The organism is Capnocytophaga sp. CM59, assembly GCF_000293175.1.
GTDB classification, from domain to species: Bacteria; Bacteroidota; Bacteroidia; order Flavobacteriales; family Flavobacteriaceae; genus Capnocytophaga; species Capnocytophaga granulosa.
In genome coordinates, this window is sequence record NZ_ALNN01000031.1 from 42,951 (window position 1) to 67,604 (window position 24,654).

The window sequence follows — 24,654 nt, forward strand, 5'->3', positions numbered from 1 at the left end:
ATTATAATTATTTTTTTGATATATTTAGTTTTTAACAATGTTTAACTTTTTGGTTAATTTTCTGCATTTTCATCTATCATTTCCATTATTTTACAATGGATTGTTTGGATTTTATCTAAATTTCTACCGAAATCTCTATTATCCACAACAAATGTTGATAATTTTATTCTATTTTCATCATTCCATTGATTTTTTATTCTTTTTTCAACAGTTTTTCTATCAATCTTATCACGGAGCATAACCCTGCGAATACGCTCTTCTAAGGGAGCCGTTACAGTGATGATATAATCGCAATCCTTATAGGAACCACTCTCAAAGAGTATGGCTGACTCTTTGATGACATAGGGGCTATGCTGCTCTTCTCTCCATCTTTCAAAGTCCTGCTGTACATAAGGGTGTATCAGTTGATTCAGGGCTTGGAGCTTTTCGGGAGTGGAAAAGACAATACTTGCCACAAAAGCCGTGTTGTACTTTCCCTCCACAAAGGCTTCTTCTCCCAAAAGGGCTTTTATCTCCTGCTGCAAGTGGGTGTCCTGAGCGATAAGCTCTTTGGCCTTGGTATCGGCTATATAGATAGGTATGGCAAACTCTGTGGCAAAGAGATTGGCTATGGTAGTCTTGCCGCTACCTATGCCGCCTGTAAGTCCTACGGTTGTCATCATGGGTGTATTATAAGATATTCTACCTGTGTCTCCTGCTTGAGGGTAACCGACACAGAAAGGGGTTTCTTGTATACCTCAAGAGGAATAGTCTGTTCCTTGCGCTTGTTATAGTCCGCTACCACTACAATATCGGAGGGCTTGAGGTTTCGTATGGTCTCCATATTTCCAGATAAGAGCACCATGGTTTTCTCCGGAAGTAACTGCACCTGAGCGGTCAGTGGCTGGTGAAGTAGCTGTATAGGCACTTCCATGGATTGCTCTGTTACACGAATAATCTGTAAGGAATAGCTCACCTTATCGGTATCATAGTGTATCTTTGAGGTACTTTTCAGAGGAATTTCCCCTGAGAAAGAATTGGTTACATTCTTTTTTCGTCTTAGCTTTAGGTAAAGTCCCGTAAGAGTATCTAAGTCCTGTTCCAAACCGCTCACCTGCACCGAATCAGGGAAGACTTGATAGGTATCTATGCGATGATCCTCCTGCAAGGGAAACAAGAACTGTAACTTCACAGGTACTTTCTTTTGCTTCATTTTCTGATAATGAATACTCAGGGTGTTGGGCTGGATACTCAGCAGCTTTACCTCAGGGAAATACTTTTTGTTGATTTGACTGAGCATGCTTGGAGTAAATACATACTTATCCTTCCCTGCCTTTCTAAGTTCGCTAATATTGACCGAAAGAGTAGGCGTGGAAAAAGCATACTTAAATAGGGCGAACCCCTCTCCCTCCAACTCTACTTTTACAGAAAAAGGTGTCTGAGGCTCTATGAACTCACGAGAGGGTATTTCCTTATAACTCAGCTTCACTGTATAGAGCTGAGTAGCTTGCTTAGATAGGTTTCCTACCAGCCATGTAAGGGCTGCCAAGCCTATACAAAAGAGCATTCCTATAGTGTGCTTTGAGAAAAAATGTCCATTCGCTTTCATTGTCGCAAAATTAAGGTTTTATTTTCAAAAAAACAAAGAAAATTAAAGTTTTTTTCATCTTTTTGTTTACAAAAAATGCACCTTGTAAAAGCGTTTTTTTCGCCCTTACAAAGTGCCCCCTTTTTTAGTGACGAGTGAAAAGTGAAAAGTGAATAATTCTACAGGAACCACTTTTCACTCTTCATTTTTCACTCTTCACTATCTAAGAATCCTTTATCTATCAGTAGGTTATACCACTGGATAATTTTTTTTATATCGCTTGGGTACACTCTATCTTCGTCATAGTTAGGTACCACTGAGAAGAAATAAGCCTCCAATTCGGCATCGGGTGCCTTGTGAGAAATCTTGGTTTTGTTATTTTCTTCCTTTTCTTTAATGGCTGTAAATATCTCCTCTAGGGGTTTTTCTCCCTCCAAAGTATAAATCGCAATTTCTGAAAGTAAGCTTACATTGCTTCTCAGACCAATACTGATACGTTTGTCATCAAGGAGTGAAAGTGCTAAGAATCCTGTACGTGTGCGGGATTGTAGCTGGTAGAGACCTGGCTTCCCTGAAATAGTCAATATTTGATTTAATTTCATTTATAGTATATTTTTAACGGGTTCTTTTCTTATTGGTTTCAAAAAATCTCATTTTATAACCTACCTTTATCTTGCCATTACTTATATTATTGAGCTTGTTTTTAAGTAGTTGCTTTTTGAAGGAGGAAAGGTGATCGGTAAATAGGATTCCCTCTATATGGTCATACTCGTGTTGTATAACACGTGCTACAAGGCCTGAGAAGGTTTCGGTATGTTTTACAAAGTGCTCATCTTGGTATTCTATCACAAGGGTAGGTTTGCGGCGAACGTCTTCTGTTATCCCAGGAATACTTAGGCAACCTTCGTTAAAAGCCCAAGGTTCGCCTTCCTCTTGGAGGATTTTAGCGTTGATAAAAGCTTTCTTAAAGGTTTTGAGATAGGCTTGTTCCTCTGGGGTAAGATCTTCATTTTCAGAGAAGCCTACCGTATCTACTACAAAGAGACGGATAGCCTGCCCTACTTGGGGTGCAGCCAACCCTACGCCATTGCTATGATACATGGTTTGGAACATATCCTCTATAAGCTTGTCAAGCGCAGGATAATCTTCTGGTATTGTATCACATACTTTTCTAAGGACGGGGTCTCCATAGGCTACAATAGGTAATATCATAAGCTTATTTTTAAGGGTGCAAAGGTAACTATTTTCTTTGAAATAATTCTATTTTTTAGCAAATCATTGCCAAAAAGCATCTGGGTATTCTTCTACCTCAGTATGATGTTCAGCACTGAGGTTTCGCCCTATTTCGGCCAAGATCTCATCGGAGAGATTTTGCTCCATATAGGGAAAGAGTACGCGCTCTTCATAGCGAATATGTGCGGTGAGTAGCTCCATATATTGGGTCAGCAGTGCCTCTGTAGGGGCAATTGAACTCTGGGCTATGAGCTGTCGGATTTGCTCATGCTCCCTTAGGGCTTGGTCTATCAGTTCGTTCTTGATATAGGGAAAAAGGTATTGCTCTTCTTCTAAGAAATGTGCCTGCTGGTTATGTTGCCAATGAAAAGCTATATAGGCAGCAATACGCTCTGGGGCGATTCCTTTGCTGAGACCTTGCTTGATCTTCCACACATGCAGTAGGCCGAAATGGTGATCGCGAGAGAGCAATACGATATTTTCATTTCGCTTCATATCTTCTCTTTTTGTAAGAAAAGCTGTCTCTTCTGTGAAGAGACAGCTTTTATAACATTATTAACTAATTAAAAATCTAATCCTTAGTTATTAGCCTCTACTTTACCTTTGATTCTAAGGGCAATGTTAGGGGTATCTGTAGCATTAGAAGTAACCATGATTGTTTTGGCGATAGCACCTACACGTTGTGTATCATATTTTACTTCTATTTTTCCTGTTGCACCTGGTGCAATAGGATCTTTAGGATAAGAAGGTACTGTACATCCGCAGCTTGAGCTTGCACCTGAGATTACCAGTGGAGCTTTACCTGTATTCTTGAACTCAAATACACGAACTCCGTCAGCTCCTTGTTTGATTGTTCCGTAGTCAATTTCTTCGGTAACAAACTTGATTTCTGCTTTGTTTTGCGCTTGTGCAACAAATCCGAATGTTACAGCAAGTAGAAAAAATAAGATTTTTTTCATTGTTTTAAAAATTTAATTTATAATTACTATTTAGTTTCTTCGCTTTAACTGGGTGCAAAATTACAATACTTTTTTTAAAAACAAATATATAATGTAATTTTTTTTTTTTAATTTTGTCCCCTCATTAAATCATAAGACATTTATACACTAACAAATATCATGCCAAAAATGGAAATTACGACAAAATATTCACCTGAGAACTTCGAAACTAAGTGGTATGCTTACTGGATGGAGCACGGATTTTTTAGCTCAACTCCCGACAAACGAGTACCTTACACCATTGTGATCCCTCCTCCCAACGTGACAGGAGTGTTACACATGGGGCATATGCTGAACAATACCATACAGGATGTACTCATCCGTCGTGCACGCCTCAAGGGCTTCAATGCTTGTTGGGTACCTGGTACCGACCATGCCTCTATCGCTACCGAAGCCAAAGTTGTAGCCAAGCTCAAGGAGCAGGGAATCCAAAAGAGTGATCTTACGCGTGAGGAGTTCCTTAAGCACGCTTGGGAATGGACGCACCAGTATGGGGGTGTCATCCTCGAACAACTCAAGAAATTGGGCTGCTCTTGTGACTGGAATCGCACCAAATTTACTATGGACGATGAGCTATATCGCTCTGTAATTAAGGTATTTGTGGAGCTGTATAATAAGGGGTATATATATCGTGGCTATCGCATGGTCAATTGGGATCCAGAGGCCAAGACAACCCTTTCCGATGAGGAGGTGATCTACAAGGAACAAAACGGTAAACTTTATTACCTTATATATAAGGTAGAGGATTCTGAAGAATTTCTTACAGTGGCTACCACTCGTCCTGAAACGATTTTTGGGGACGTGGCCGTATGTGTCAATCCTAATGATGAGCGCTACAAGCATCTACAAGGCAAGAGAGTAATTATCCCTGTAGTAGGACGTGCCGTACCTATTATCCAAGATGACTACGTGGATATGGAGTTTGGTACAGGAGCATTGAAAATTACCCCTGCCCATGATATCAATGACTATGAAATAGGGCTAAGACACCAATTGCCTATCTTAGATACTTTCACCGACGAAGGTAAGCTTAACGAACACGGTAAGCATTACAAGGGCAAAGACCGCTTTGTAGTACGCAAGGAAATTGTTAAAGAATTGGAAGCCAACGCCCTCCTTTCCAAAACAGAAGACTATACCAATAATATAGGCACCTCCGAACGTACAGGTGCCGTAGTGGAACAGCGCCCCTTAGACCAGTGGTTCCTCAAGATGGAAGAGCTAGTAAAGCCTGCACTTAAGGCAGTGGTGGAAACCGAGGAAATCAAGCTCTATCCTAAGCGTTTTGACAATACTTACCGTCACTGGTTGGAGAATGTTCGCGACTGGAATATCTCTCGCCAACTCTGGTGGGGACAACAGATTCCTGCTTACTACTATGGCACTGGCAAAGAAGACTTTGTCGTGGCAGAAACCAAAGAAGAGGCATTGGCTTTAGCTAAAGAAAAAAGCCATAATCCTGCCCTTACCTTGGACGACCTACGCCAAGACGAAGATGCCTTGGATACTTGGTTCTCCTCATGGCTTTGGCCTATGAGTGTATTCAATGGTATTTTAGAGCCTGATAACGAGGATTTCAAATACTACTACCCTACCCAAGATTTAGTTACAGGACCTGATATTCTCTTCTTCTGGGTAGCTAGAATGATCATTGCAGGCTATGAGTTTGCTGGTGACAAACCTTTTACCAATGTATATCTCACAGGACTGGTAAGGGATAAGCTCCGTCGCAAGATGTCCAAGTCCTTGGGCAACTCCCCCGACGCCTTACAACTGATCAAGGACTTCGGTGCCGATGGAGTACGTGTGGGCTTACTCCTATCTTCTTCAGCGGGGAATGACTTGCTTTTTGATGAAGCCTTATGCCAACAAGGCAGTGGCTTTGCCAATAAGATATGGAATGCTTTCCGCCTTGTCAAAGGTTGGCAAACAGCCGGTATTCCTCAGCCTGACCATTCCAAAAGGGCTATTGCGTGGTTTAATGCACGATTCCAAAAGGTACTGAGCGAAACCGAAGATGACTTTAGCAAATACCGTATCTCCGATGCGCTGATGAAGATATACAAACTTGTATGGGACGATTTCTGCTCATGGCTCTTGGAGATTATCAAGCCTGCTTATGGAGCACCTATTGATAACCAAACTCTTACAGAGGTAATTGCGCTATTTGAGGATAACCTAAAGCTCTTACACCCTTTCATGCCATTTGTTACCGAAGAAATTTGGCAGCAAATAGCTCCAAGAACCCCTCAAGAAGCACTTATAGTGGCCTCTTACCCTGAGCAAAAGGCCTTTGACGAAGGTATCTTAGCCGAGTTTGAGTTTGTTCAGGAGGTCATCTCTGGTGTACGTACCATTCGCAAGGAGAAAAACATTGCTTTCAAGGACGAAATCAGCCTATCAGTGATTAATAGTGAACAACTACCTACCCATTGGGATAGTATTATTCAGAAATTGGGCAATATCCCCGCTATTTCCTATACTGATTCCGCCGTAGAAGGTGCTGTCTCTTTCCGTGTAAAGGCCAATGAGTACTTTGTTCCTATTTTGGACAAGATCAATGTAGAGGAAGAGATCAAAAAATTGGAAAAGGAACTTGCTCATGTACAAGGATTCTTAAAATCGGTACGTGCTAAGCTCTCCAACGAGAGGTTCGTTTCTTCTGCTCCTGCACAAGTAATAGAAACAGAGCGTAAGAAAGAGGCCGATGCCTTGGCCAAGATTGAGACGCTAGAGAAGAGTTTGCAAAACTTAAAATAACCCCCAATCGCTAATTACTTTAACAAACCCAGTCTATGCTTGTTAAAGTGGGGGAAACTGACAAAAAATTCATGGCATTATTTTTGCCGTATGAAGTAAAAATCATAACTTAGCCCCACAATAAAGGACAACCCTATTTATGAACGATAACTTTTCACCAAGAGTAAAAAATGTAGTCAATACGGGAAAGCTCGAAGCTATCCGTATGAAACATAGTGTGGTAGGGACTGAGCATTTGCTATTGGGTATCCTTAAAGAAACGGATGGAAGTGCTTTTGAAGTGCTCGCTGCCCTGAATGCTAACATACCTACCTTGCAGAGAAAAACGGAATCACTTGCCAATTCTATCAATTCCTATTCAGATACGGCTGCCTCTCAGCTTGAGAAGAGTATCCCCCTTACCCTACAGGCAGAAAATGCGATGAAGGCCACTGTCCTTGAACAAAAAAGTTTCAAGAATGACCAAATCAAGACCGCTCATCTGCTCTTGTGTATCCTTAGAAATAACAGTGATCCAACCACTAAGCTCCTTAATCAGGAAAAGATTAATTACGAGAATGTGAGACAACAGTTTGAGATGATTAACAATGAGAAAAAACAAGACGAACGTACTTTTATGAGTTCGTACGCCTACGAGGATGACGATGAAGACGAAAAATCTGACATTTTGTCACCCTCTACTCCTCAAAAAAACAACTCAAACCAGAAAACTAATACACCTGTTTTAGATAACTTTGGGAAGGATTTAACCCTTATGGCTCGCCAAGGCAAGCTTGACCCTGTGGTAGGCCGCTTTAAGGAGATAGAGCGTGTCTCCCAGATTCTCAGCCGTAGAAAAAAGAACAACCCCTTACTCATCGGAGAGCCTGGGGTAGGAAAGAGTGCTGTGGCCGAAGGGCTTGCTATGCGTATCATTGAGCGTAAGGTATCACGTGCCTTGTTCAATAAGCGTGTGGTAACACTGGACTTAGGCTCACTTGTGGCAGGTACCAAGTACCGCGGACAGTTCGAGGAACGTATGAAGGCGATTATGAACGAACTGGAACAGAACAAGGATGTGATCCTATTCATTGATGAAATACATACCCTCGTGGGCGCTGGTAGTGCCTCTGGGAGTCTTGATGCTTCCAATATGTTCAAGCCAGCACTAGCACGTGGAGAAATCCAATGTATAGGGGCTACCACCATGAATGAGTACCGTGAATCTATAGAGAAAGATGGTGCTCTAGAGCGTCGTTTCCAAAAGGTCATCATAGAACCTACTTCCTATGAGGAAACCATCGAAATCCTCAACAATGTAAAGGGTAAATATGAAGACCATCATCATGTAAAATATACCCCTGAAGCTATTGAGGCTTGTGTGAAACTCACCACCCGATATATCACTGACCGATTCCTTCCCGATAAGGCCTTGGACGCTATGGACGAAGCGGGTGCCCGTGTGTATATCTCACAAATAAAGGTATCCAAACAAGTGGAGAACTTAGAGGAAGAGATTGAGAAAATACAAACACTTAAGAACGATGCTGTAAGAGGAATGCGCTATGAGGAAGCGGCTAACTACCGTGATATAGAACGTAGGCTCAAAGAACAATTGGAAGCCGAAAAACAGTTGTGGGAAAAAGAATCTTTGCGAAATCGCAGCGAAGTAGGCTTTGATGATATTGCCCAAGTGGTCTCCATGATGAGTGGCGTGCCTATTACGCGTATGGAACAATCCGAAATGACTAAACTCTCTTCGTTGGAGAAAATCATCCAGCAGAAAGTTATAGGACAAGAGGAAGCCGTACAGAAGATTGTCAAGGCTATCAAGCGCAACCGTACAGGACTGAAAGACCCGAACCGCCCTATTGGTTCCTTTATCTTTATCGGACAAACAGGGGTTGGGAAAACGCAGTTAGCCAAGATTTTAGCCCGTGAGCTTTTCGACTCCGAGGATGCGCTAATCCGCTTGGATATGAGCGAATATATGGAAAAATTCACCGTCTCTCGCCTTATCGGTGCCCCTCCTGGCTATGTAGGTCATGAGGAGGGGGGACAGCTTACCGAGCGAGTACGTCGCAAACCTTATTCCGTAGTCTTGCTCGATGAGATAGAAAAAGCACACCCCGATATTTTCAATATGCTCTTGCAGGTGCTCGATGATGGATTCCTAACCGATAGCCTCAATAGAAAAGTAGATTTTCGCAATACGATTATCATCATGACCTCCAACATAGGAGCACGTCAGGTGAAAGAGTTTGGACAAGGCGTAGGTTTCTCCACTGCTGCCAAGATCTCACAGGCCGATGAGCATGAACGCTCCATAGTAGAAGGTGCACTCAAGAAGGTCTTTGCCCCTGAGTTCCTTAACCGTATTGACGATATTGTAATGTTCAACTCCCTTGACAAAGAGAATATCAAAGGCATCGTAGAGGTAGAGCTTGAGAAACTATTGGAACGCATGAAAGCTCTCGGTTACTCCCTTTATCTTACTGATAAGGCTAAGGAATTTATCGCCGAAAAGGGTTACGACAAGCAGTATGGTGCTCGTCCGCTCAAGCGTACCATTCAGCGCTATATAGAAGATGAAATCGCTGAAAAGATTGTCCTTGGCGAAGTAAGAAAGGGTGATACCATCTCGGTAGATTATACGAATAATGAAGAGAAACTTACTTTTATTGTAAGTAATATAAAAAGTATACCCATAGAGGAAGAATAAGAGATCCTAACAATAAAAAGAGGCTATTCCTTTTGCAGAATAGCCTCTTTTATCTTCTTATTCTTCTTTATCTCTATTTTTATAGAACCAATAGGCTCTAAAGAGCTTTATTTCTCCAAAGCTATATTCCTCTCCTACTCGTGCTCTTAGTTCATTGAGCGTTTCTTCTTGAGTTATAGTAGGTAATGCCTGCTGAAAGTGTTGTAACTTTTCAGCAGAGAGCACCTCTTCTATGGAAATAGCTCCTTCTCCTATATATTTGGTTAAGTGTCCATAGACAGTGGATTCGGTTAGTTTGCGTTCTGCAGCGATCTCTGCCACGGTTTTTTTCTGTTTCCAAAGCTCAAGTGTAAGAGCATAGGTAGATATCTTTTCCTTTTTCTCCTTTTTCTTGACAAGCTCTGGTGCTTCCGTGGAGAGTTTGCCATTGAGTGAGTCTTCTCTCCATTTTTCTATGGCACGTCCTAGCAAGCGTTCCCTATAGTTCTTAGCTTTCTCAAAGGATTTCCTTTCCTCTTGTTCTGAAGGGGGGTCTATGATGGATTCTAAAATAATTTTAGTCTTAAGTAGCTGCACAATAGCATCTATCTGCATGTCTTCCAATTGAGTAAGCTCCTCGGTGAAGGCTTTTACTTGTTTTTTCCCATTCACTTGCAGATGGGTGTAGAAAGTCTCTAAGGCAAGCCTATCCAACTGTGGATAGAAATAGTCATAAGCCTTCTGAAAGCGCTCATATAGGTAATATTTGTCATAATGTGGATCTGAGAAGATACTTCTTAGCTGATTGAGGAACTTTTCCGAATGCTGGACAATCGTATCATACGTACGACTTTGCTCCTGTGCCCATTGGCGAAACTGACTCTTGAGGCTTCGTGCATTCTCCTGTTTATATGAACTGACATGTGCGCCCCATTGTACCGCCAAGTCCAGCCAAGAAAAAGTTTTGAGTACTTCTTTCTCCAAGAATGCCTTTCTTTCTGAAGAAAAAGTATCGGCCAAGGTCTCAGGGGCTGCTTTTTGAGAGGCATAGTCTTTCACATCTGTAGCCGTAAAGAACTCTTTAGCATTGAGAGAGGAAAGCAGTATAAGCCCATCAAGACTTCTAAGACGGGAAAGCGCTACATAGGTCTGTCCAGAGGCAAAAGCATCTGCTAAATCAATAACCGCCTTGTCAAAGGTAAGCCCTTGGCTCTTATGTACAGTAATAGCCCAAGCAAGTCGCAAAGGATACTGGGTGAAAGTACCCAATACTTCTTGTTCTATCTCGTCCGAATTAGCCTTGCTCTTATAGCGAATATGCTCCCATATGTATTTACCTACCTCTATAACAGTATCCTCATCGGAGAGTTTCACTCGTATCTCTTCCTCGGAGAGGTATACTACTTCGCCTATCTTTCCATTGTAATAGCGCTTAGGTATTTCTGAATCATTTTTGACAAACATGACTTGAGCACCTACCTTCAAGGATAATTGAGTATCCAAGGGATAGAGGTATTCAGGAAACTCATCTTTGACCTCTGCTTGATAGGTAAATACAGGCGCCTTAATAGCACTAAAGGCAGCTGCATTGATCTGATCCGCCTTATAATTATGGGTTGTTAGGGTGATATAACCATCATTATAAGAAGGCTTAAAAGAGGGCTGTATATACTGCTGTAGGGTCTGTATATCTCGCTGTGTGATCTCATTGGTACGCAAGTGATTGAGTATCTGTACGAAATCAGCATCGGACTGCCTGTATACCTTTTCCAGTTCCAAATACAAGGGGGGATTTTCCTCTATTACCTTGGAATGAAAGAAGAAGATGCCCTTATAATATTGTTGTAAGAGTTCCCATTCTTGGGGCTTGACCACAGGAGGGAGCTGTAATAAGTCCCCTATAAAAAGTACCTGTACACCCCCAAAAGGTGCCGAAGACCCCCTAACCGATTTCAGTACAGTGTTGATCATGTCCAAGGTATCAGCACGGAGCATACTGACCTCATCTATGATTAGCAGCTCCAATTTCTTGAGCGTCTTCCGCTTATAGCTATTCATTTGCTGCCGTTGTATAAGAGTTTTGGGTGTGACCACATTTATATTCTCCGCAAGAGACATATCCACTGCTGTAGAAGGCACAAAGGTAGCTATTGGCAACTGAAAGAGGGAGTGCAGCGTCACACCTTTGGCATTGAGCGCGGCTATCCCAGTGGGAGCAGCTACCATGACATTCTTATAAGTAGTAGCTATAATCTGATGCAATAGGGTTGTTTTCCCTGTCCCTGCTTTCCCCGTTAGGAAAATAGAACGATGGGTCTGATTGACAAAATCCAATACATACTGGGCTATATCCATGAGTGCTATTTTTAGCCTACAAAGGTACAAAATTTAGGTAAAAAGTAAAAGGTAAAAAGTAAATATTTAGGATTATAGGCAGATTTTTTATTTGGTACAATTTTTGTGCGCTGTACAAAAATAATTTGTATCTTTGTACTCAAAATAAGAATCTTATGGCTTACACTTTTACTATTGACAACAGTAGCAAACAAGCATTAGCTATTATTGAATATCTGAAAACACTTAGTTTCGTGAAATTTACAGAAACAGAAACTAAAGAAAAAGCCCCTACTAAAGCTAAGGCTAAAACAGGGCTTAAAGAGCCTGCATTCTCTCAGGAGGTTTTGGAAGCAGCTGAAAAACTAAAATGGACACCCTCCGAAATTGTAGAAGCTGCCAAGAGGGAAGAAATGTCGCCTGAAGACTATGCTTTTACAATGTTGCTTTCTAAAAAGATAAACCATAACATAGCCAAGCGTGTATGTGAGGATTTTAATATTTCCTATAAAAAGAAATAGGTATGATTATCATTGCAGATAGTAACATCTTTATGAGTGCCTTGATTTCTCCTAATGGAGAAACGGCTTCCATTTTAGCAGAAAGAAAAAAAGATTCAATATATAGTGCCTGATTATCTGATTACAGAAGTTACAGAACATATTCCTGATATAGTAAAACGCCTTAAAAATCAAAAAACTAAAAAACAGCTCTTGGCTGATTTCAAAGAATTATTAGAGGGGATTACTATTGTCAATATAAAAAAGGAAGTACAAAAAAGTAATATTCAAAAGGCGGAACTTATCACAGAAGACGTTGATTATGATGACTACCCTTTTATAGCCTTACATTTGCAAGTAAATCATAAAATCTGGACTTCTGACAAAATACTTGTAAATGGACTTACAGAAAAAGGTTATGGCAACTTTTTTATTAGTACTGAAGAACTCAAAACTCACCTTTACAAGAAAAAACCTAAGAAATAACTCCTCTGCTATACAAGTATTTTGCACTTCTTAAGTTGGAGTTTCTTGTTTTTCATTTATTAATGCGAATCAATAGTTAAAAATATCTGTATAATCTAATTCGTTAAGACGCAATAAATTGCGTCTCTACGGATGACTACGCTCATCAGGAGTTGTCTTAGCCAGCGTTAGGGTAGAGGCGCAATTTATTGCGTCTTAGAAAGTTAGCAAATAATATTTTAACTATTGATTCGAATTATTATCTTTTACTCATATATCCAGCTCCAATATTCGCTGGCTTTACTTTTTACCTTTTACCTTTTACTTTTTACCTTTTACCTTTTACTTTTTACCTTTTACTTTTTATAAGTAATCCACATAAAGGTACTCCCTCCTTTGCGGTCGTAATAAGCCCCTACACTTCCCCAATCAAAGGAATGTATCTCTCCTATTTGTGAGGTAAGCCATTGCTTGTAATACTTCTCTGTTTGTAGCTCATACGCTTCACTCCAATCCTCCCAAGAGGTTTGTCGTTCATTCATGGAAAATTCTATAGAAAACAAGCGTTCTCCTTCAAAACAAACTGCCACATGGAATAGCTTTCCTTCAAAAGGACATTTGTCAAAATAGATCCAATAGTAGCCTGTTCCTACCTCCCATATCTCATGAGTAGGAAACTGCACCCGAAGACTTGAATAGGTAGTCTCTCTGGTAATCACCACTTCCTTTATCAAGAGGAAATCACCATTTGTCGTATCTAAAAAAGCATGTTCCTGCTCCATAATAACCCTCCTTTCAGCGTACAAAGATACTCGTTTTTATTCAGAAAATGGTCTTTCCTACATTTTTTTATCTCTTTTCACTATTCACTATTCGCTTGTCACTATTCACTTGTCATTAATCATTTGTTATTATTTTTTTTGTATCTTTGCCCCAAATTTCTTTTACCCTTATGAAAAAACGTGTTGCCTTTTATACCTTGGGTTGCAAGCTGAATTTTGCTGAGACAGCCACTATTGCCCGTAGCTTTGAGAATGAGGGCTATGACAAGGTAGATTTTGAGGAACCTGCTGATATTTATGTGATTAATACCTGCTCTGTTACCGAGAATGCGGACAAGCAGTTCAAGCAAATTGTACGTAAAGCCCTAAAGCACAACGAAAATGCTTTTATCGCCGCCATAGGCTGCTATGCCCAGCTCAAGCCTGAAGACCTCATCGCTGTAGATGGAGTGGATTTGGTATTGGGTGCCAAAGAGAAATTCAATATCACCCAGTATATAGACGACCTAACCAAGCTCAACAAGGGGCAGATTCACTCCTGTGACATCAACGAAGCAGATTTCTATGTGGGTAGCTACTCCATAGGCGACCGTACCCGTGCTTTTCTCAAGATTCAGGACGGTTGCGACTACAAGTGTACTTACTGTACCATTCCTATGGCGCGTGGTATCTCCCGTAGTGATACTATAGAGAATATCCTTAGGAATGCTAAGAAAATATCTGAGAACAACATCAAGGAAATTGTCCTTACTGGTGTCAATATAGGAGACTATGGCAAGGGGGAGTTTGGCAACAAAAAGCACGAACACACCTTCTTGGAACTGATCCAAGCCTTAGACACGGTAGAGGGTATAGAGCGCTTGCGTATCTCTTCCATTGAGCCAAATTTGCTCAAGGACGAGACTATTGCTTTTGTCTCCCAGAGCCGTACCTTTGTCCCTCACTTTCATATTCCTTTGCAGAGTGGTAGCAATGATATCCTCAAGAAGATGAAGCGCCGCTACCTAAGGGAACTCTACCAGAATCGTGTAGCCAAAATCCGTGAACTGATGCCCGATGCTTGTATAGGAGTTGATGTGATCGTGGGCTTCCCTGGGGAGACGGACGAACATTTCTTGGAGACTTACCACTTCCTTAATGAGCTGGATATCTCTTACTTACACGTCTTTACCTACTCCGAACGCGCCAATACCGAAGCGGTAGAGATGGAGGGAGTCGTGCCAAGCGAGGTACGTGCCAAGCGTAGCCGTATGCTTCGCGGGCTTTCGGCTAAAAAGCGACATCATTTCTATGAAAAACAACTCGGTACTACCCGCGAAGTGCTTTTTGAAAGTGATAACAAAGACGGATTTATGCACGGATTTACAGAGAATTACGTAAAAGTAAAGACGCCTTTCAACCCTGAGCTGATCAATACCCTACAGCCTGTGGTACTCAAGAAAATAGATACAGATGGGATTGTTACAGTGGATCTTATAAACCCTTGAGAGATATGAGCGTTTTGGAAACTCCTATTGAATACTTAAAAGGAGTAGGCCCCCAGCGGGCTACCCTACTCAAGAATGAGCTTCAAGTAGCCAATTTTCAGGATTTGCTACACTTGTTTCCTACGCGCTATATTGACCGCACACAATACTATAAAATCCAAGACCTACAGGATTCTTCGGCCGAGGTTCAGATCATCGGGCGTATCATTCACCTGAAAACTGTAGAGGGTAAAAGCAAAGCTCAACAGCGGCTCGTGGCTACCTTTGTTGATGATACAGGTAGTATGGAGCTGGTGTGGTTTCGCCCTTCACAGTGGCTCAAAGATCATTTGCTAATCAATGTGCCTTATGTGATTTTCGGCAAATGTGCCCTCTTTGCTGGAGTCTTCTCCATGGCTCACCCTGAGATGGAAACCCTTGAGGAACACCAAAATACGCTGCAAGGAAATATACAAGCCGTGTATCCTTCTACTGAAAAACTCACCAAAAAGGGCATCAGCCAACGGGTTATGCGCAAGTTCCTTGAGAACCTTTTCACCGAAGTGGGTAAGCACTTTCAGGAGACACTCCCCCATGAGATGATACAACCCCTACGGCTACTGCCCAAGGGAGAGGCACTCTTGCAAATTCATTTTCCTCAGTCCCAAGAACTCTTGGCTAAGGCACAATTCAGACTCAAGGTGGAAGAGCTTTTTTATATACAACTACAACTCATACAGAAGAATTACCTAAACAAAAAACTCCAAGGGTATGTTTTCCCAAAGGTAGGTGATTATTTCAATACTTTCTACCACCAGTATCTTCCTTTCCCTTTGACCAATGCCCAAAAGCGGGTCATCAAGGAAATTCGTAACGATGTAGCCACTGGTGCCCAGATGAACCGACTCCTGCAGGGGGATGTGGGGGCAGGTAAGACCATAGTTGCACTATTTGCTATGCTCTTAGCCCTTGACAATCAGTTCCAAGCCTGCCTTATGGCACCTACCGAAATTCTCGCTCAGCAGCATTATGAGAGTATCGCCTCACTGCTCGCGCCTATGGATATACGCATTGCTCTGCTTACAGGAAGTACTAAGACGAAGGAACGCCGAGAGATACATGAGGGCTTGGAAAGTGGCCAATTACAGATTGTTGTGGGCACTCACGCACTGCTGGAGGACAAGGTCAAGTTTCAGAATTTGGGCTTAGCCATTATTGACGAACAGCATCGCTTCGGAGTGGAACAGCGCTCTAAGCTCTGGCATAAGAACCAGTTGCCGCCTCATGTGCTGATCATGTCGGCTACTCCTATTCCTCGTACTTTGGCCATGAGTCTCTATGGGGATCTGGACGTCTCGGTAATTGATGAACTTCCTCCTGGAAGAAAGCCCATCAAGACAATCCACCAATATGAAACCCATAGAGCGAGGGTGTATCAGTTCCTCCATGATGAAATCGCCAAAGGACGACAAGTATATGTAGTATATCCACTGATTGAAGAGTCTGAAGCATTGGCTTTCAAGAACCTTACCGAAGGTTATAACCAGCTTTACACCACCTTTCCTCCACCGAAATACACCATAGCCATGGTACATGGCCAGCTCAAGCCTGAGGAGAAAGATGCCCAAATGCGCCTTTTCTCAGAGGGCAAAGCGCAAATCATGGTAGCTACCACCGTAATAGAGGTCGGGGTCAATGTGCCTAATGCCTCGGTGATGCTCATAGAGAGTGCCGAGCGCTTTGGCCTTTCCCAACTACACCAATTGCGTGGCCGTGTGGGGCGCGGTGCCGAGCAGAGCTATTGTATCCTAATGACCGATGTAAAGCTTAGCCATGACTCCCGTACCCGTATGGAGACCATGGTCGCCACTTGTGATGGTTTCCAAATCGCCGAAGTGGATCTAAAACTCCGAGGCCCTGGCGACCTTATGGGAAAACAACAGAGCGGAGTACTTGCCCTGAAAATAGCTGATTTGGTCAAGGACGGGGGGCTACTCAAAATAGCCCGCGACTATGCCACTGACCTCATCCGTATAGACCCTGAACTGGCCGACCCCGCTCACCAGCATGTTGCCCATACACTCAATATGCTCAAGAGGAATAAAGGGATATGGAACCTCATTAGTTAGTGAATAGTGACTAACGACTAATGACTAACTTAAAACTCAGAACTTAAAACTTAAAACTTAATTGTTGCTTTTTTCGGAAAAAATCCGTACTTTTGCGGCGCTAATTAAGTGATTTTTGCAACCACTTTAAATCAAACTTAAAGATATGGAATATTTAGATTTTGAGCTACCTATCAAAGAACTTGAAGAACAATTAGATAAATGTGTTGCCCTTGGAAATGAAACTAATGTAGATGTCTCTGATACTTGTAAAAAACTTAACAAACGCTTGGAACAAGTAAAAAAGGACATCTATCAGAACCTTACTCCTTGGCAACGTGTACAGGTATCCCGACATATTGACCGCCCCTATGCGCTTGACTATATCAATGCTCTCTGTGGTAATACCTTTATAGAACTCCATGGTGACCGTACCGTGGGGGATGACAAGGCTATGATCGGAGGATTGGGAAAAATAGGCGATCAATCTTATATGTTTATCGGACAGCAGAAAGGTAACAATACCAAGAGCCGCCAGTATCGTAACTTTGGGATGCCTAACCCCGAAGGCTATCGCAAGGCCTTGCGCCTGATGAAGTCGGCTGAGAAGTTCAACCTACCTGTAGTTACCTTTATTGACACCCCAGGTGCTTACCCTGGTATTGAAGCAGAGGAAAGAGGTCAGGGAGAAGCTATCGCCCGTAACCTATTGGAAATGTCTCGGCTGCAAGTGCCTATCATTGTCTTTATCATAGGAGAAGGCGCCTCAGGAGGTGCCCTCGGTATAGGAGTGGGTGATAAGGTATTTATGCTAGAGAATACTTGGTATTCTGTAATTTCTCCAGAGTCTTGCTCCTCCATCCTTTGGCGTACTTGGGAGTACAAGGAACGTGCTGCCGATGCCCTTAAACTCACCGCTAAGGATATGAAAGCCAATGGCCTTATTGACGAAATTATCCCAGAACCCCTTGGAGGTGCTCACCGAAACAGAGAAGCTGTTTTTGAAAGTGTCAAAAAAGCAATTGAAGATACCTACAAGAAACTTTCCAAACTCTCTGTAGAGAAACTCATTGAAAAAAGAATGGAAAAATACACCAGCTATGGTGTGTATAAATAATTATAAGAATGAAAAATTGGTTTAAAATCGTATGTATTGCCCTCTCTTTAGGTCTTTTGGCTAGTAGTTGTGGGGCCTTTCAGGGCTTTGCTTGCCCTCATGGCAGAAGATGCTAACCTAAAACCCTATCTATGTCGGCCAAAGTACGTGCTTTTCTATTCAACTTCCTCTGTTTTGGAGCGTTGTTTATCTTGATTCGCTTAGGAATTATCTGTTTTTTTCCTAATCTTCCTTATCTTGTTATCTTTGCCATTACGGGCGTATTGGCCATAGTACTCTCGCCCCGCTTTGCTGCTTATGAGGATGAGGGTAAGGAGGTATTGCTTATGCGCTGGATTTTCTTAAAGGGCATACGACAATTCTAAATCCCTAGCTCATGCAGATACAACTCAAGAAATTAGGCAAGAAAAAAATCAAAATCATTGAAGTAACCTTAGAAAAGCAACCTGAAACGCTCCGAGAACTGATCTCGGAGTGTGTCAAAAGCGAAGTAAAACGCTTCAATGATTCGAGAGAGGATACTTCTCTGATTCCTTTCCTCTCTGCCCAAGAAATAGGAGAGCAAGCCCAAGAGGGAAAAATCACCTTTGGGGATAAGGAAAATAGAACCTTGGCCGACCTCTCCGTGGCCTTGGACACTGCTTTTCTTGCCTTTACCGATGGGCTCTTTGCTGTCTTTGTAGATGACGAGGAAGTCAAAGCCTTGGACGCTCCCCTTACCATTACCCCTGAGACGGTTATCACCTTTATCCGACTTACTTTCTTAGCCAAAGCTCCTTGGTAATTTAGTTTCCCCTTACCCCCTGCGGGCTACGACCAAACTTGCGCTTGAAAGCGCTAGAAAAGTGTGACAGATGCTCATAGCCACACTGATAGGCTATTTCGCTAATAGGCTTATCAGTATGTAGTAACAGTTGTTGGGCGAGATTCATTTTATAATCATAGAGATAGCCGAAGATGGTATTGCCAAAAACCTCCTTAAATCCATAGCACAATTTCTTCTCATTCATACCTACTCCCTTTGCCAGTTCCGAGATAGAGGGGGTATGTTGCAAATCGTGAATAATCAACTCACTTACCTCATGTATCTTATCTATATCCGTGTGGGTCTTACAATATTGGTAGTTTTGGTACTTCTGAGTGTTCAAAAGGTGAAACTGCAATAGGAATAATTCCAGCACTTTCAAGTCGGCATATACCCCTGCGGCATTGCCCAAAAGTTCCGTATTATTGAGTTGTTGCAAGATAGTTTGCATTTGAACAGGAGTACAATAACAGCCATAAGGATTGAGCAAGAAACTTCCTCCTCTCTGGTATCGCTCATAGATAGCCATAAAACTATCAGGGTATTGCTGCGCCATTTGAACAAACTCCGCTTCACTTATTGCAATTGTAATTATTTCTAAATTATCATTTTTGATAAAAATATCCTTCCCTGAACATTCCTCCTTACAGAAAAAAACATTGTGCTCTCCTTGACTGGCAGAAACTAACTGCCCTGCTACATCCACACATGATTTCTTTCTAGATTTGATAGCAAAATGAAATCGTACCGAAGGAATTGACATTCGCCCCTCAAAGGAGTAATTTTCCTTTATCTGAGCTTGCCAATTATAATAGGTATGCTCACCTATCTGCTTACCACAAGTTACAAAGGTAACTATATCATTCTGAAGACACCCATAATAACGCTCCATTTCCCTCTCATCTTTTATCAAAGGAACTTCTTGTTCTACAGTCAATTCCTGCAAGTCTTCCGCTGTCAATCGCTTCATCATAAATTTGCTATTGAGATTAAAATTCTGCTATTGAGATTAAAATTTTCGCTATTAAAATTAAAATTTTTGCTATTGAGATTAAAATAAATTAAGTATATTAGATGTAAATTTGCATACTTAACCTTGATACTTAGAACAAAAATAAATAATCATTTTAAATCTCACAAGTCTTTTTTACTATTTAACAAGACTAAATAAACTAAAACACAATTAATCAAATCATTACATTTATGTCTGTTAAGAAGTTTTTTTATCTATTACTCTTTTTTTCTTCCCTTAGCTTCGCACAAAATAAAGGAATGCTTTCAGGGAGAATTGTAGATAAGAGCACAGGCGAACCCTTAATCAATGCCGAGATTATCATCAAGGAAACAGGAAAGGGAACCGCTACCAATGAAAAGGGATTCTACTCATTGTCTCTACCTAAGGGAAGCTACACCATAGGCTTCTATTATCTTGGCTATCAGAGTATTAGTAAAAAAATTACTATTAGTGGAGATACTAAGCAAAATATAGCGCTTACCCCTGAGAAGCAGGAAATCGGAGAGGTAGTGGTTACTGCCAAGACCATTGCTCACCAAAAGAAAGAAGAAGCCATGCCTGTTACGGTGATTGACTTGTCCAATATGCGAGGTACCGTCAGCAGTGTACAAGATATATTGATCAAGACCGTAGGGGTTACCCTGCGTACCTCTGGAGGGGTAGGTAGTAGCTCTCGCCTTTCTGTCCGTGGCTTGGAGGGTAAGCGCATCGGTTTTTTTATAGACGAAGTACCTATGACCGATCAAACAGATTATATTGACTACAACGATATTCCTGTGGATATGATTGACCGTATCGAGATCTATAAGGGAGTGGTACCTGCCCGACTCGGTGGGTCTTCCCTTGGTGGGGCGGTCAATATCGTAACTCGTGAATATCCTGATAAATATGCAGACCTTAGTTACGGCCTTGAATCCTATAATACCCATAAGGTACAAGCCATCTTCAAGCGCAACCTTAAGGAGCAAGGACTTACCTTCGGAGTCGGAGGAGGTTATACCAGCTCAGATAACAATTATTCTTTTGACTCTCCCTATCGCGAAGGCTTGCGCCTGACCCGCAATCATGACAAATATCAAAAAATATTGGCAAGTGCTGGGCTTGAAGCTAAAAAATGGTGGTTTGATAAGGTAGAGATAGAAGCTGTTGCCATAAGAACCTACAAGGAAATACAAGGAATAGAGTATGATATCCGCGAGGCACATAGTCGTTCCTTTGTGGTAGGATTGCCTATCAAACTCCAAAAGAATCATTTCTTTTGGGATGGGCTTAACCTTGACATGCTCAATGTAATAGCGCTCTCCCGTATGAATTTTATAGACAAGGCTACCCGCCGTTACGAATGGGATGGCTCCTCCTACCCCACTGCTTCTCGTTATGGAGGGGAAGCAGGCTATAGATATCCTTCTGATTCCGATGACCAAAAATTTACCATTGGCAATAAAACCAACTTGGAGTATTTGATAAACCAGCAGCACTCGCTTAATTTCAATTCGGTACTGGCCTTTGCTAGGGGAAAACCCAAGGACGAACTCAAGCAAATGAGCTTAGGCAAGCAAGTGAATTTTGACGCTCATATGCTCAGTTGGGTCAGCGGGCTTACCTATGACTTCCGTTCTTTAGACGACAAGTTCCTTAACTCCCTTACGGGGCGCTACTATCTCTATACCATGCACACCCAAATGGCTCCTCTTTTCGTACCAGGACAATATGATATAGATCTCAACAAAAAGGATTTCGGTATCAATGATGCTATGCGTTATCGCTTTCTTCCTTCCTTTATGGGAAAATTTTCTGTAGGGTATGATGTCCGTATCCCCTCTGAAACGGAACTCTTAGGTGATGGTATCGCTGTAGTACCTAGTGGGAATTTGCTCCCTGAACGCAATACCAGTGTCAATATTGGCTGTCTCCTTGACTTGGTTGGCAAGCACCCTACCAATGCTCAAGTGGAACTGAACTTCTTCTATATGTATCTGAGGGATATGATCCGCTATACCGCAGGGGTTATAGGTGCACAATATCAAAACTTCGGTCAGATGCGTACCTTAGGGGTAGAGTTCGAAGCCAAAGCCGATGTACTTCCTTGGTTATATGCCTATGTGAATACTACCTACCAAGACCTGAGAGATGTCCGCAACTATGAGCCTAACAGTAGCGTACCCAACCCTACCAAGGACAAGCGTATGCCCAATATTCCCTACCTTATGAGCAATATGGGATTAGAATTTCACCGAGAAAATCTTTTTGGAGGTACTGGACAGAACACCCGTATCTTCTTAGACTATGCCTTTGTAGAGGAATATTACTATGATTTCGAGATGACCAAGCGCGACAAGCGCCGTATTCCCCGTAGTATAACCTTTGATTGGGGCTTTGAGCATAGTTTTTTCAATAATAAGTTCTTTATCTCAGGAAAAATACGCAACCTTACCAACCAAAAAGTAGTTACCGAGTTCAACAAACCTCTTCCTGGTATCAATGGAGGAGTAAAACTCCGTGTTATATTCTAAGAAATTAACTAAAAAATCATATTATTATGTATTCAAAAATTTTCTTAACCCTATGTGCTTGCGCTGTACTAAGCACCGCTTGCAAAAAAGATGATGAACCAACACCTGCACCTACTCCAGAGGGCAAGGAATACACAGGAGATTTTCTATTGGAAACCACTGTGAAAAACCCTGATGGTATGAGCGGAAGCTCCTATGTACAAGTGTTCCAAAAATTATCTGGAACTATCACCAATGATAATGCCGAACAATTAGAGTTCGCCTCCTGTGTACAAGTGACAGGCAAAGATGTCTATATCTTTGACTTGATGAAAGGGACAAATGTTACCCATTGGGTATATGATCCTGCTGCTAAAAAGCTCAGTAAAGGAGCCAGCCTTCCTACTCCTGTAGGTTCCTTTGTCGGACACCTAGAAAAAGTAAGTGATACCAAAGCCTATATGCCGCTCTATACTCAAGGAGTAGTATGGATTATCAATCCACAAACCATGAAAAAAACAGGTGAAATTGCCCTCCAAGAGTATGCCCATGGAGATAATAGTGCTGACCCTGCTATGGGATTCGTGCGAGATGGTAAATACTACTTATCTCTTAACCAAATAGATCCTAATGCAAGTGCTCCCTATGCTGACTATCTACAAAGTGATGTAGTTATCATAGATGTCCAAACCGATAAAGTTGAAAAAATAGCTTCAGAGAAGACCTCTGGACTCATCTATCCTACCCGTTCTATGGCTCCACATAGCGGTATGATGTTTACTAACGAAGCTGGCGACCTCTATATAGCTACTTCAGGATATTTTGGGTTCAATCCTGCCAATACCAAGTGTGGCTTCCTCTGTATTCCTAAAAGAGCTACTGAGTTTGATACCAATAGGTCATGGGATATCTCCACTACTCCGATCGAAGGCTATGAGCATAAGGCTGCCACTGTCATTAATACTCAATATATAGGCAATAACAAAGTAGCAGCCTATGTAGGTATTCGTGAACTAAATGGGCAAAATCCTTATATTGCCAAAAATGTCATGGCTGTTATCATTGACCTTAGTGCTAAAACTATCAAGAAGATAGATGGTATTCCCTTTAGCGACGGACATAGTATAGCTATTGGCAAACTGGAAAATAAGGCTGTTTTTGCTGCTTTCGGAACAGATAAGGCTGGCTTATTTACCTTTGACCCTAGTACAGGTGCTGTACAGCAGGTACTCTCTACCGTGGGAAATCCTGCTTATTTCCATGCTTTTAAATAGATTTTTACATAACAATGTACCCATGTTGATGAATGAACATGGGTACATTTTACCTTCTCATCTCTTGTGGACTTAGTCCAAACTTGCGCTTGAAAGCGGTAGAAAAATGCGATAGGTGCTCATAGCCACATTGGAGGGCTATTTCACCTATTGACTTATCGGTATGTAGTAGCAACTGCTGGGCAAGATTCATCTTATAATCATAGAGATAGCCGAAGATGGTATTGCCGAAAATCTCCTTAAACCCATAGCACAATTTCTTCTCATTCATTCCCATTTCCCTTGCTAATTCACTGATAGAGGGCGTGTATCGCAAGTTATGGGTAATGAGTTCACTTACCTCATATATCTTATCTATATCCGTATGGGTCTTACAATATTGGTAGTTTTGGTACTTCTGAGTGTCCATTTGGTGAAACTGTAACAGAAACAATTCCAACACTTTAAGGTCAGCATATACCCCTGCGGCATTGCCTAAAAGTTCTGTATTGTTGAGCTGTTGCAAGACTGCCTGCATCTGCATAGAAGTGAGAAAACCTCCCTGACGACTGAGCAGAAAGTTGTCCCCACTTTGGTATCTCTTATAGATCGCCATAAAGCTATCGGGGTATTGCTGCGCCATTTGGGCAAACTCCTCCTCACTTATGGCTATGGTAATCACCTCCATAGTATCATTTTTCAAGAAAATATCTCTCCCTAAGCATTCGTCTTTGCAAAAGAACAAATTATGTTCGCCCTGCTTAGCTGTGAAAATCTGCCCATCTATATCCACATGCATTCCTTTTTGCGACTTAGTTACAAAATAGAACCGCACCGAGGGAATCGCCATACGCCCCTCAAAGGAATAATTATCCCTTACCTCAGCCTGCCAGCTGTAATAAGCATGCTTACCTATCTCCTTGCCATGGGTAGTAAAGGTAGCTAATTTGTTCTCAAGACGGCCATAATAGATCTCCATCTCTGCCTCACTCTTTACCAAAGGCACCTCTACCTGCTCTAAACTCAGTTCTTGTATATCTTGTTTGGTCAATCGCTTCATCGTAAATTTGCTATTGAGA

20 protein-coding genes and 1 pseudogene are annotated in these 24,654 nt (G+C 41.8%); 11 read left to right on the top strand and 10 right to left on the bottom strand.

Annotation, left to right across the window (positions count from 1 at the left end):
- Window positions 1-53: 53 nt before the first annotated feature.
- The 6 genes from coaE to HMPREF1154_RS08095 all read right to left on the bottom strand — a co-directional run bounded on the left by coaE (window position 54) and on the right by HMPREF1154_RS08095 (window position 3,759).
- Window positions 54-662, bottom strand: a complete 609-nt coding sequence (coaE, locus tag HMPREF1154_RS08070; protein WP_050999714.1) for a dephospho-CoA kinase — start codon at window positions 660-662, stop codon at window positions 54-56.
- On the bottom strand, window positions 659-1,588 hold the full coding sequence (locus HMPREF1154_RS08075; protein ID WP_009642107.1) for a hypothetical protein: 930 nt from the start codon (window positions 1,586-1,588) through the stop codon (window positions 659-661). The genes coaE and HMPREF1154_RS08075 overlap by 4 nt, the downstream gene beginning before the upstream one ends.
- A 188-nt stretch (window positions 1,589-1,776) precedes the next feature.
- A complete protein-coding gene (locus HMPREF1154_RS08080; RefSeq protein WP_009642078.1) occupies window positions 1,777-2,169 on the bottom strand; it encodes a DUF5606 family protein in 393 nt (130 codons plus the stop codon).
- Between the two features lie 13 nt (window positions 2,170-2,182).
- Complete coding sequence (def, locus tag HMPREF1154_RS08085; RefSeq protein WP_009642097.1) at window positions 2,183-2,779, bottom strand: peptide deformylase; 597 nt, start codon at window positions 2,777-2,779, stop codon at window positions 2,183-2,185.
- 63 nt (window positions 2,780-2,842) lie between these two features.
- Window positions 2,843-3,295, bottom strand: coding sequence for a hemerythrin domain-containing protein (locus HMPREF1154_RS08090; protein ID WP_009642095.1), 453 nt, complete (start codon window positions 3,293-3,295; stop codon window positions 2,843-2,845).
- A gap of 83 nt (window positions 3,296-3,378) precedes the next feature.
- The gene (locus HMPREF1154_RS08095) at window positions 3,379-3,759 is read right to left on the bottom strand and encodes a DUF1573 domain-containing protein (protein WP_009642140.1); all 381 of its coding nucleotides are present in this window, start codon (window positions 3,757-3,759) and stop codon (window positions 3,379-3,381) included.
- Between the two features lie 168 nt (window positions 3,760-3,927).
- On the opposite strand from HMPREF1154_RS08095, the gene HMPREF1154_RS08100 reads away from it, so the two are divergent.
- The gene (locus tag HMPREF1154_RS08100) at window positions 3,928-6,558 is read left to right on the top strand and encodes a valine--tRNA ligase (RefSeq protein ID WP_034567155.1); all 2,631 of its coding nucleotides are present in this window, start codon (window positions 3,928-3,930) and stop codon (window positions 6,556-6,558) included.
- Window positions 6,559-6,697: 139 nt separating this feature from the next.
- Window positions 6,698-9,259 (top strand): ATP-dependent Clp protease ATP-binding subunit, encoded by a 2,562-nt coding sequence (locus HMPREF1154_RS08105; protein ID WP_009642142.1) that lies wholly within the window; start codon window positions 6,698-6,700, stop codon window positions 9,257-9,259.
- 57 nt (window positions 9,260-9,316) lie between these two features.
- Here the strand turns inward: HMPREF1154_RS08105 and HMPREF1154_RS08110 are convergent, their stop codons facing one another.
- Window positions 9,317-11,593, bottom strand: a complete 2,277-nt coding sequence (locus HMPREF1154_RS08110) for a helix-turn-helix domain-containing protein (protein WP_009642081.1) — start codon at window positions 11,591-11,593, stop codon at window positions 9,317-9,319.
- A 155-nt stretch (window positions 11,594-11,748) separates the two neighbouring features.
- Between HMPREF1154_RS08110 and HMPREF1154_RS08115 the strand changes: the two genes are divergently transcribed.
- Window positions 11,749-12,093: a hypothetical protein gene (locus tag HMPREF1154_RS08115; RefSeq protein WP_009642131.1), complete on the top strand. Its 345-nt coding sequence runs from the start codon at window positions 11,749-11,751 to the stop codon at window positions 12,091-12,093.
- A 2-nt stretch (window positions 12,094-12,095) separates the two neighbouring features.
- Window positions 12,096-12,558: pseudogene (locus HMPREF1154_RS08120) on the top strand (PIN domain-containing protein).
- Window positions 12,559-12,893: 335 nt separating this feature from the next.
- Here the strand turns inward: HMPREF1154_RS08120 and HMPREF1154_RS08125 are convergent.
- Window positions 12,894-13,319 (bottom strand): hypothetical protein, encoded by a 426-nt coding sequence (locus HMPREF1154_RS08125; protein ID WP_009642082.1) that lies wholly within the window; start codon window positions 13,317-13,319, stop codon window positions 12,894-12,896.
- Between the two features lie 170 nt (window positions 13,320-13,489).
- Between HMPREF1154_RS08125 and mtaB the strand changes: the two genes are divergently transcribed.
- From mtaB to HMPREF1154_RS08150, 5 genes are all read left to right on the top strand, one after another.
- Window positions 13,490-14,806, top strand: a complete 1,317-nt coding sequence (gene mtaB / locus HMPREF1154_RS08130) for a tRNA (N(6)-L-threonylcarbamoyladenosine(37)-C(2))-methylthiotransferase MtaB (protein WP_009642077.1) — start codon at window positions 13,490-13,492, stop codon at window positions 14,804-14,806.
- A 5-nt stretch (window positions 14,807-14,811) separates the two neighbouring features.
- A complete protein-coding gene (gene recG / locus HMPREF1154_RS08135; protein WP_009642093.1) occupies window positions 14,812-16,914 on the top strand; it encodes an ATP-dependent DNA helicase RecG in 2,103 nt (700 codons plus the stop codon).
- Between the two features lie 145 nt (window positions 16,915-17,059).
- Window positions 17,060-18,010: an acetyl-CoA carboxylase carboxyltransferase subunit alpha gene (locus HMPREF1154_RS08140; RefSeq protein WP_009642104.1), complete on the top strand. Its 951-nt coding sequence runs from the start codon at window positions 17,060-17,062 to the stop codon at window positions 18,008-18,010.
- A gap of 131 nt (window positions 18,011-18,141) precedes the next feature.
- Window positions 18,142-18,375 (top strand): hypothetical protein, encoded by a 234-nt coding sequence (locus HMPREF1154_RS08145; RefSeq protein WP_009642072.1) that lies wholly within the window; start codon window positions 18,142-18,144, stop codon window positions 18,373-18,375.
- An 11-nt stretch (window positions 18,376-18,386) separates the two neighbouring features.
- Complete coding sequence (locus HMPREF1154_RS08150; protein ID WP_009642119.1) at window positions 18,387-18,794, top strand: hypothetical protein; 408 nt, start codon at window positions 18,387-18,389, stop codon at window positions 18,792-18,794.
- 1 nt (window position 18,795) lies between these two features.
- Here HMPREF1154_RS08150 and HMPREF1154_RS08155 read toward each other — a convergent pair whose 3' ends face one another.
- Window positions 18,796-19,785 (bottom strand): helix-turn-helix domain-containing protein, encoded by a 990-nt coding sequence (locus HMPREF1154_RS08155; RefSeq protein ID WP_009642114.1) that lies wholly within the window; start codon window positions 19,783-19,785, stop codon window positions 18,796-18,798.
- Between the two features lie 233 nt (window positions 19,786-20,018).
- On the opposite strand from HMPREF1154_RS08155, the gene HMPREF1154_RS08160 reads away from it, so the two are divergent.
- Entirely contained in the window at window positions 20,019-22,343 is a 2,325-nt protein-coding gene (locus HMPREF1154_RS08160; protein ID WP_009642122.1) for a TonB-dependent receptor, read from the top strand.
- 26 nt (window positions 22,344-22,369) lie between these two features.
- Window positions 22,370-23,596, top strand: a complete 1,227-nt coding sequence (locus tag HMPREF1154_RS08165) for a hypothetical protein (RefSeq protein WP_009642101.1) — start codon at window positions 22,370-22,372, stop codon at window positions 23,594-23,596.
- Window positions 23,597-23,645: 49 nt separating this feature from the next.
- Here HMPREF1154_RS08165 and HMPREF1154_RS08170 read toward each other — a convergent pair whose 3' ends face one another.
- Window positions 23,646-24,635 carry a helix-turn-helix domain-containing protein gene (locus HMPREF1154_RS08170; RefSeq protein WP_009642088.1) on the bottom strand — a complete coding sequence of 330 codons (990 nt, stop codon included), beginning with the start codon at window positions 24,633-24,635 and terminating at the stop codon, window positions 23,646-23,648.
- Window positions 24,636-24,654 lie beyond the last annotated feature (19 nt).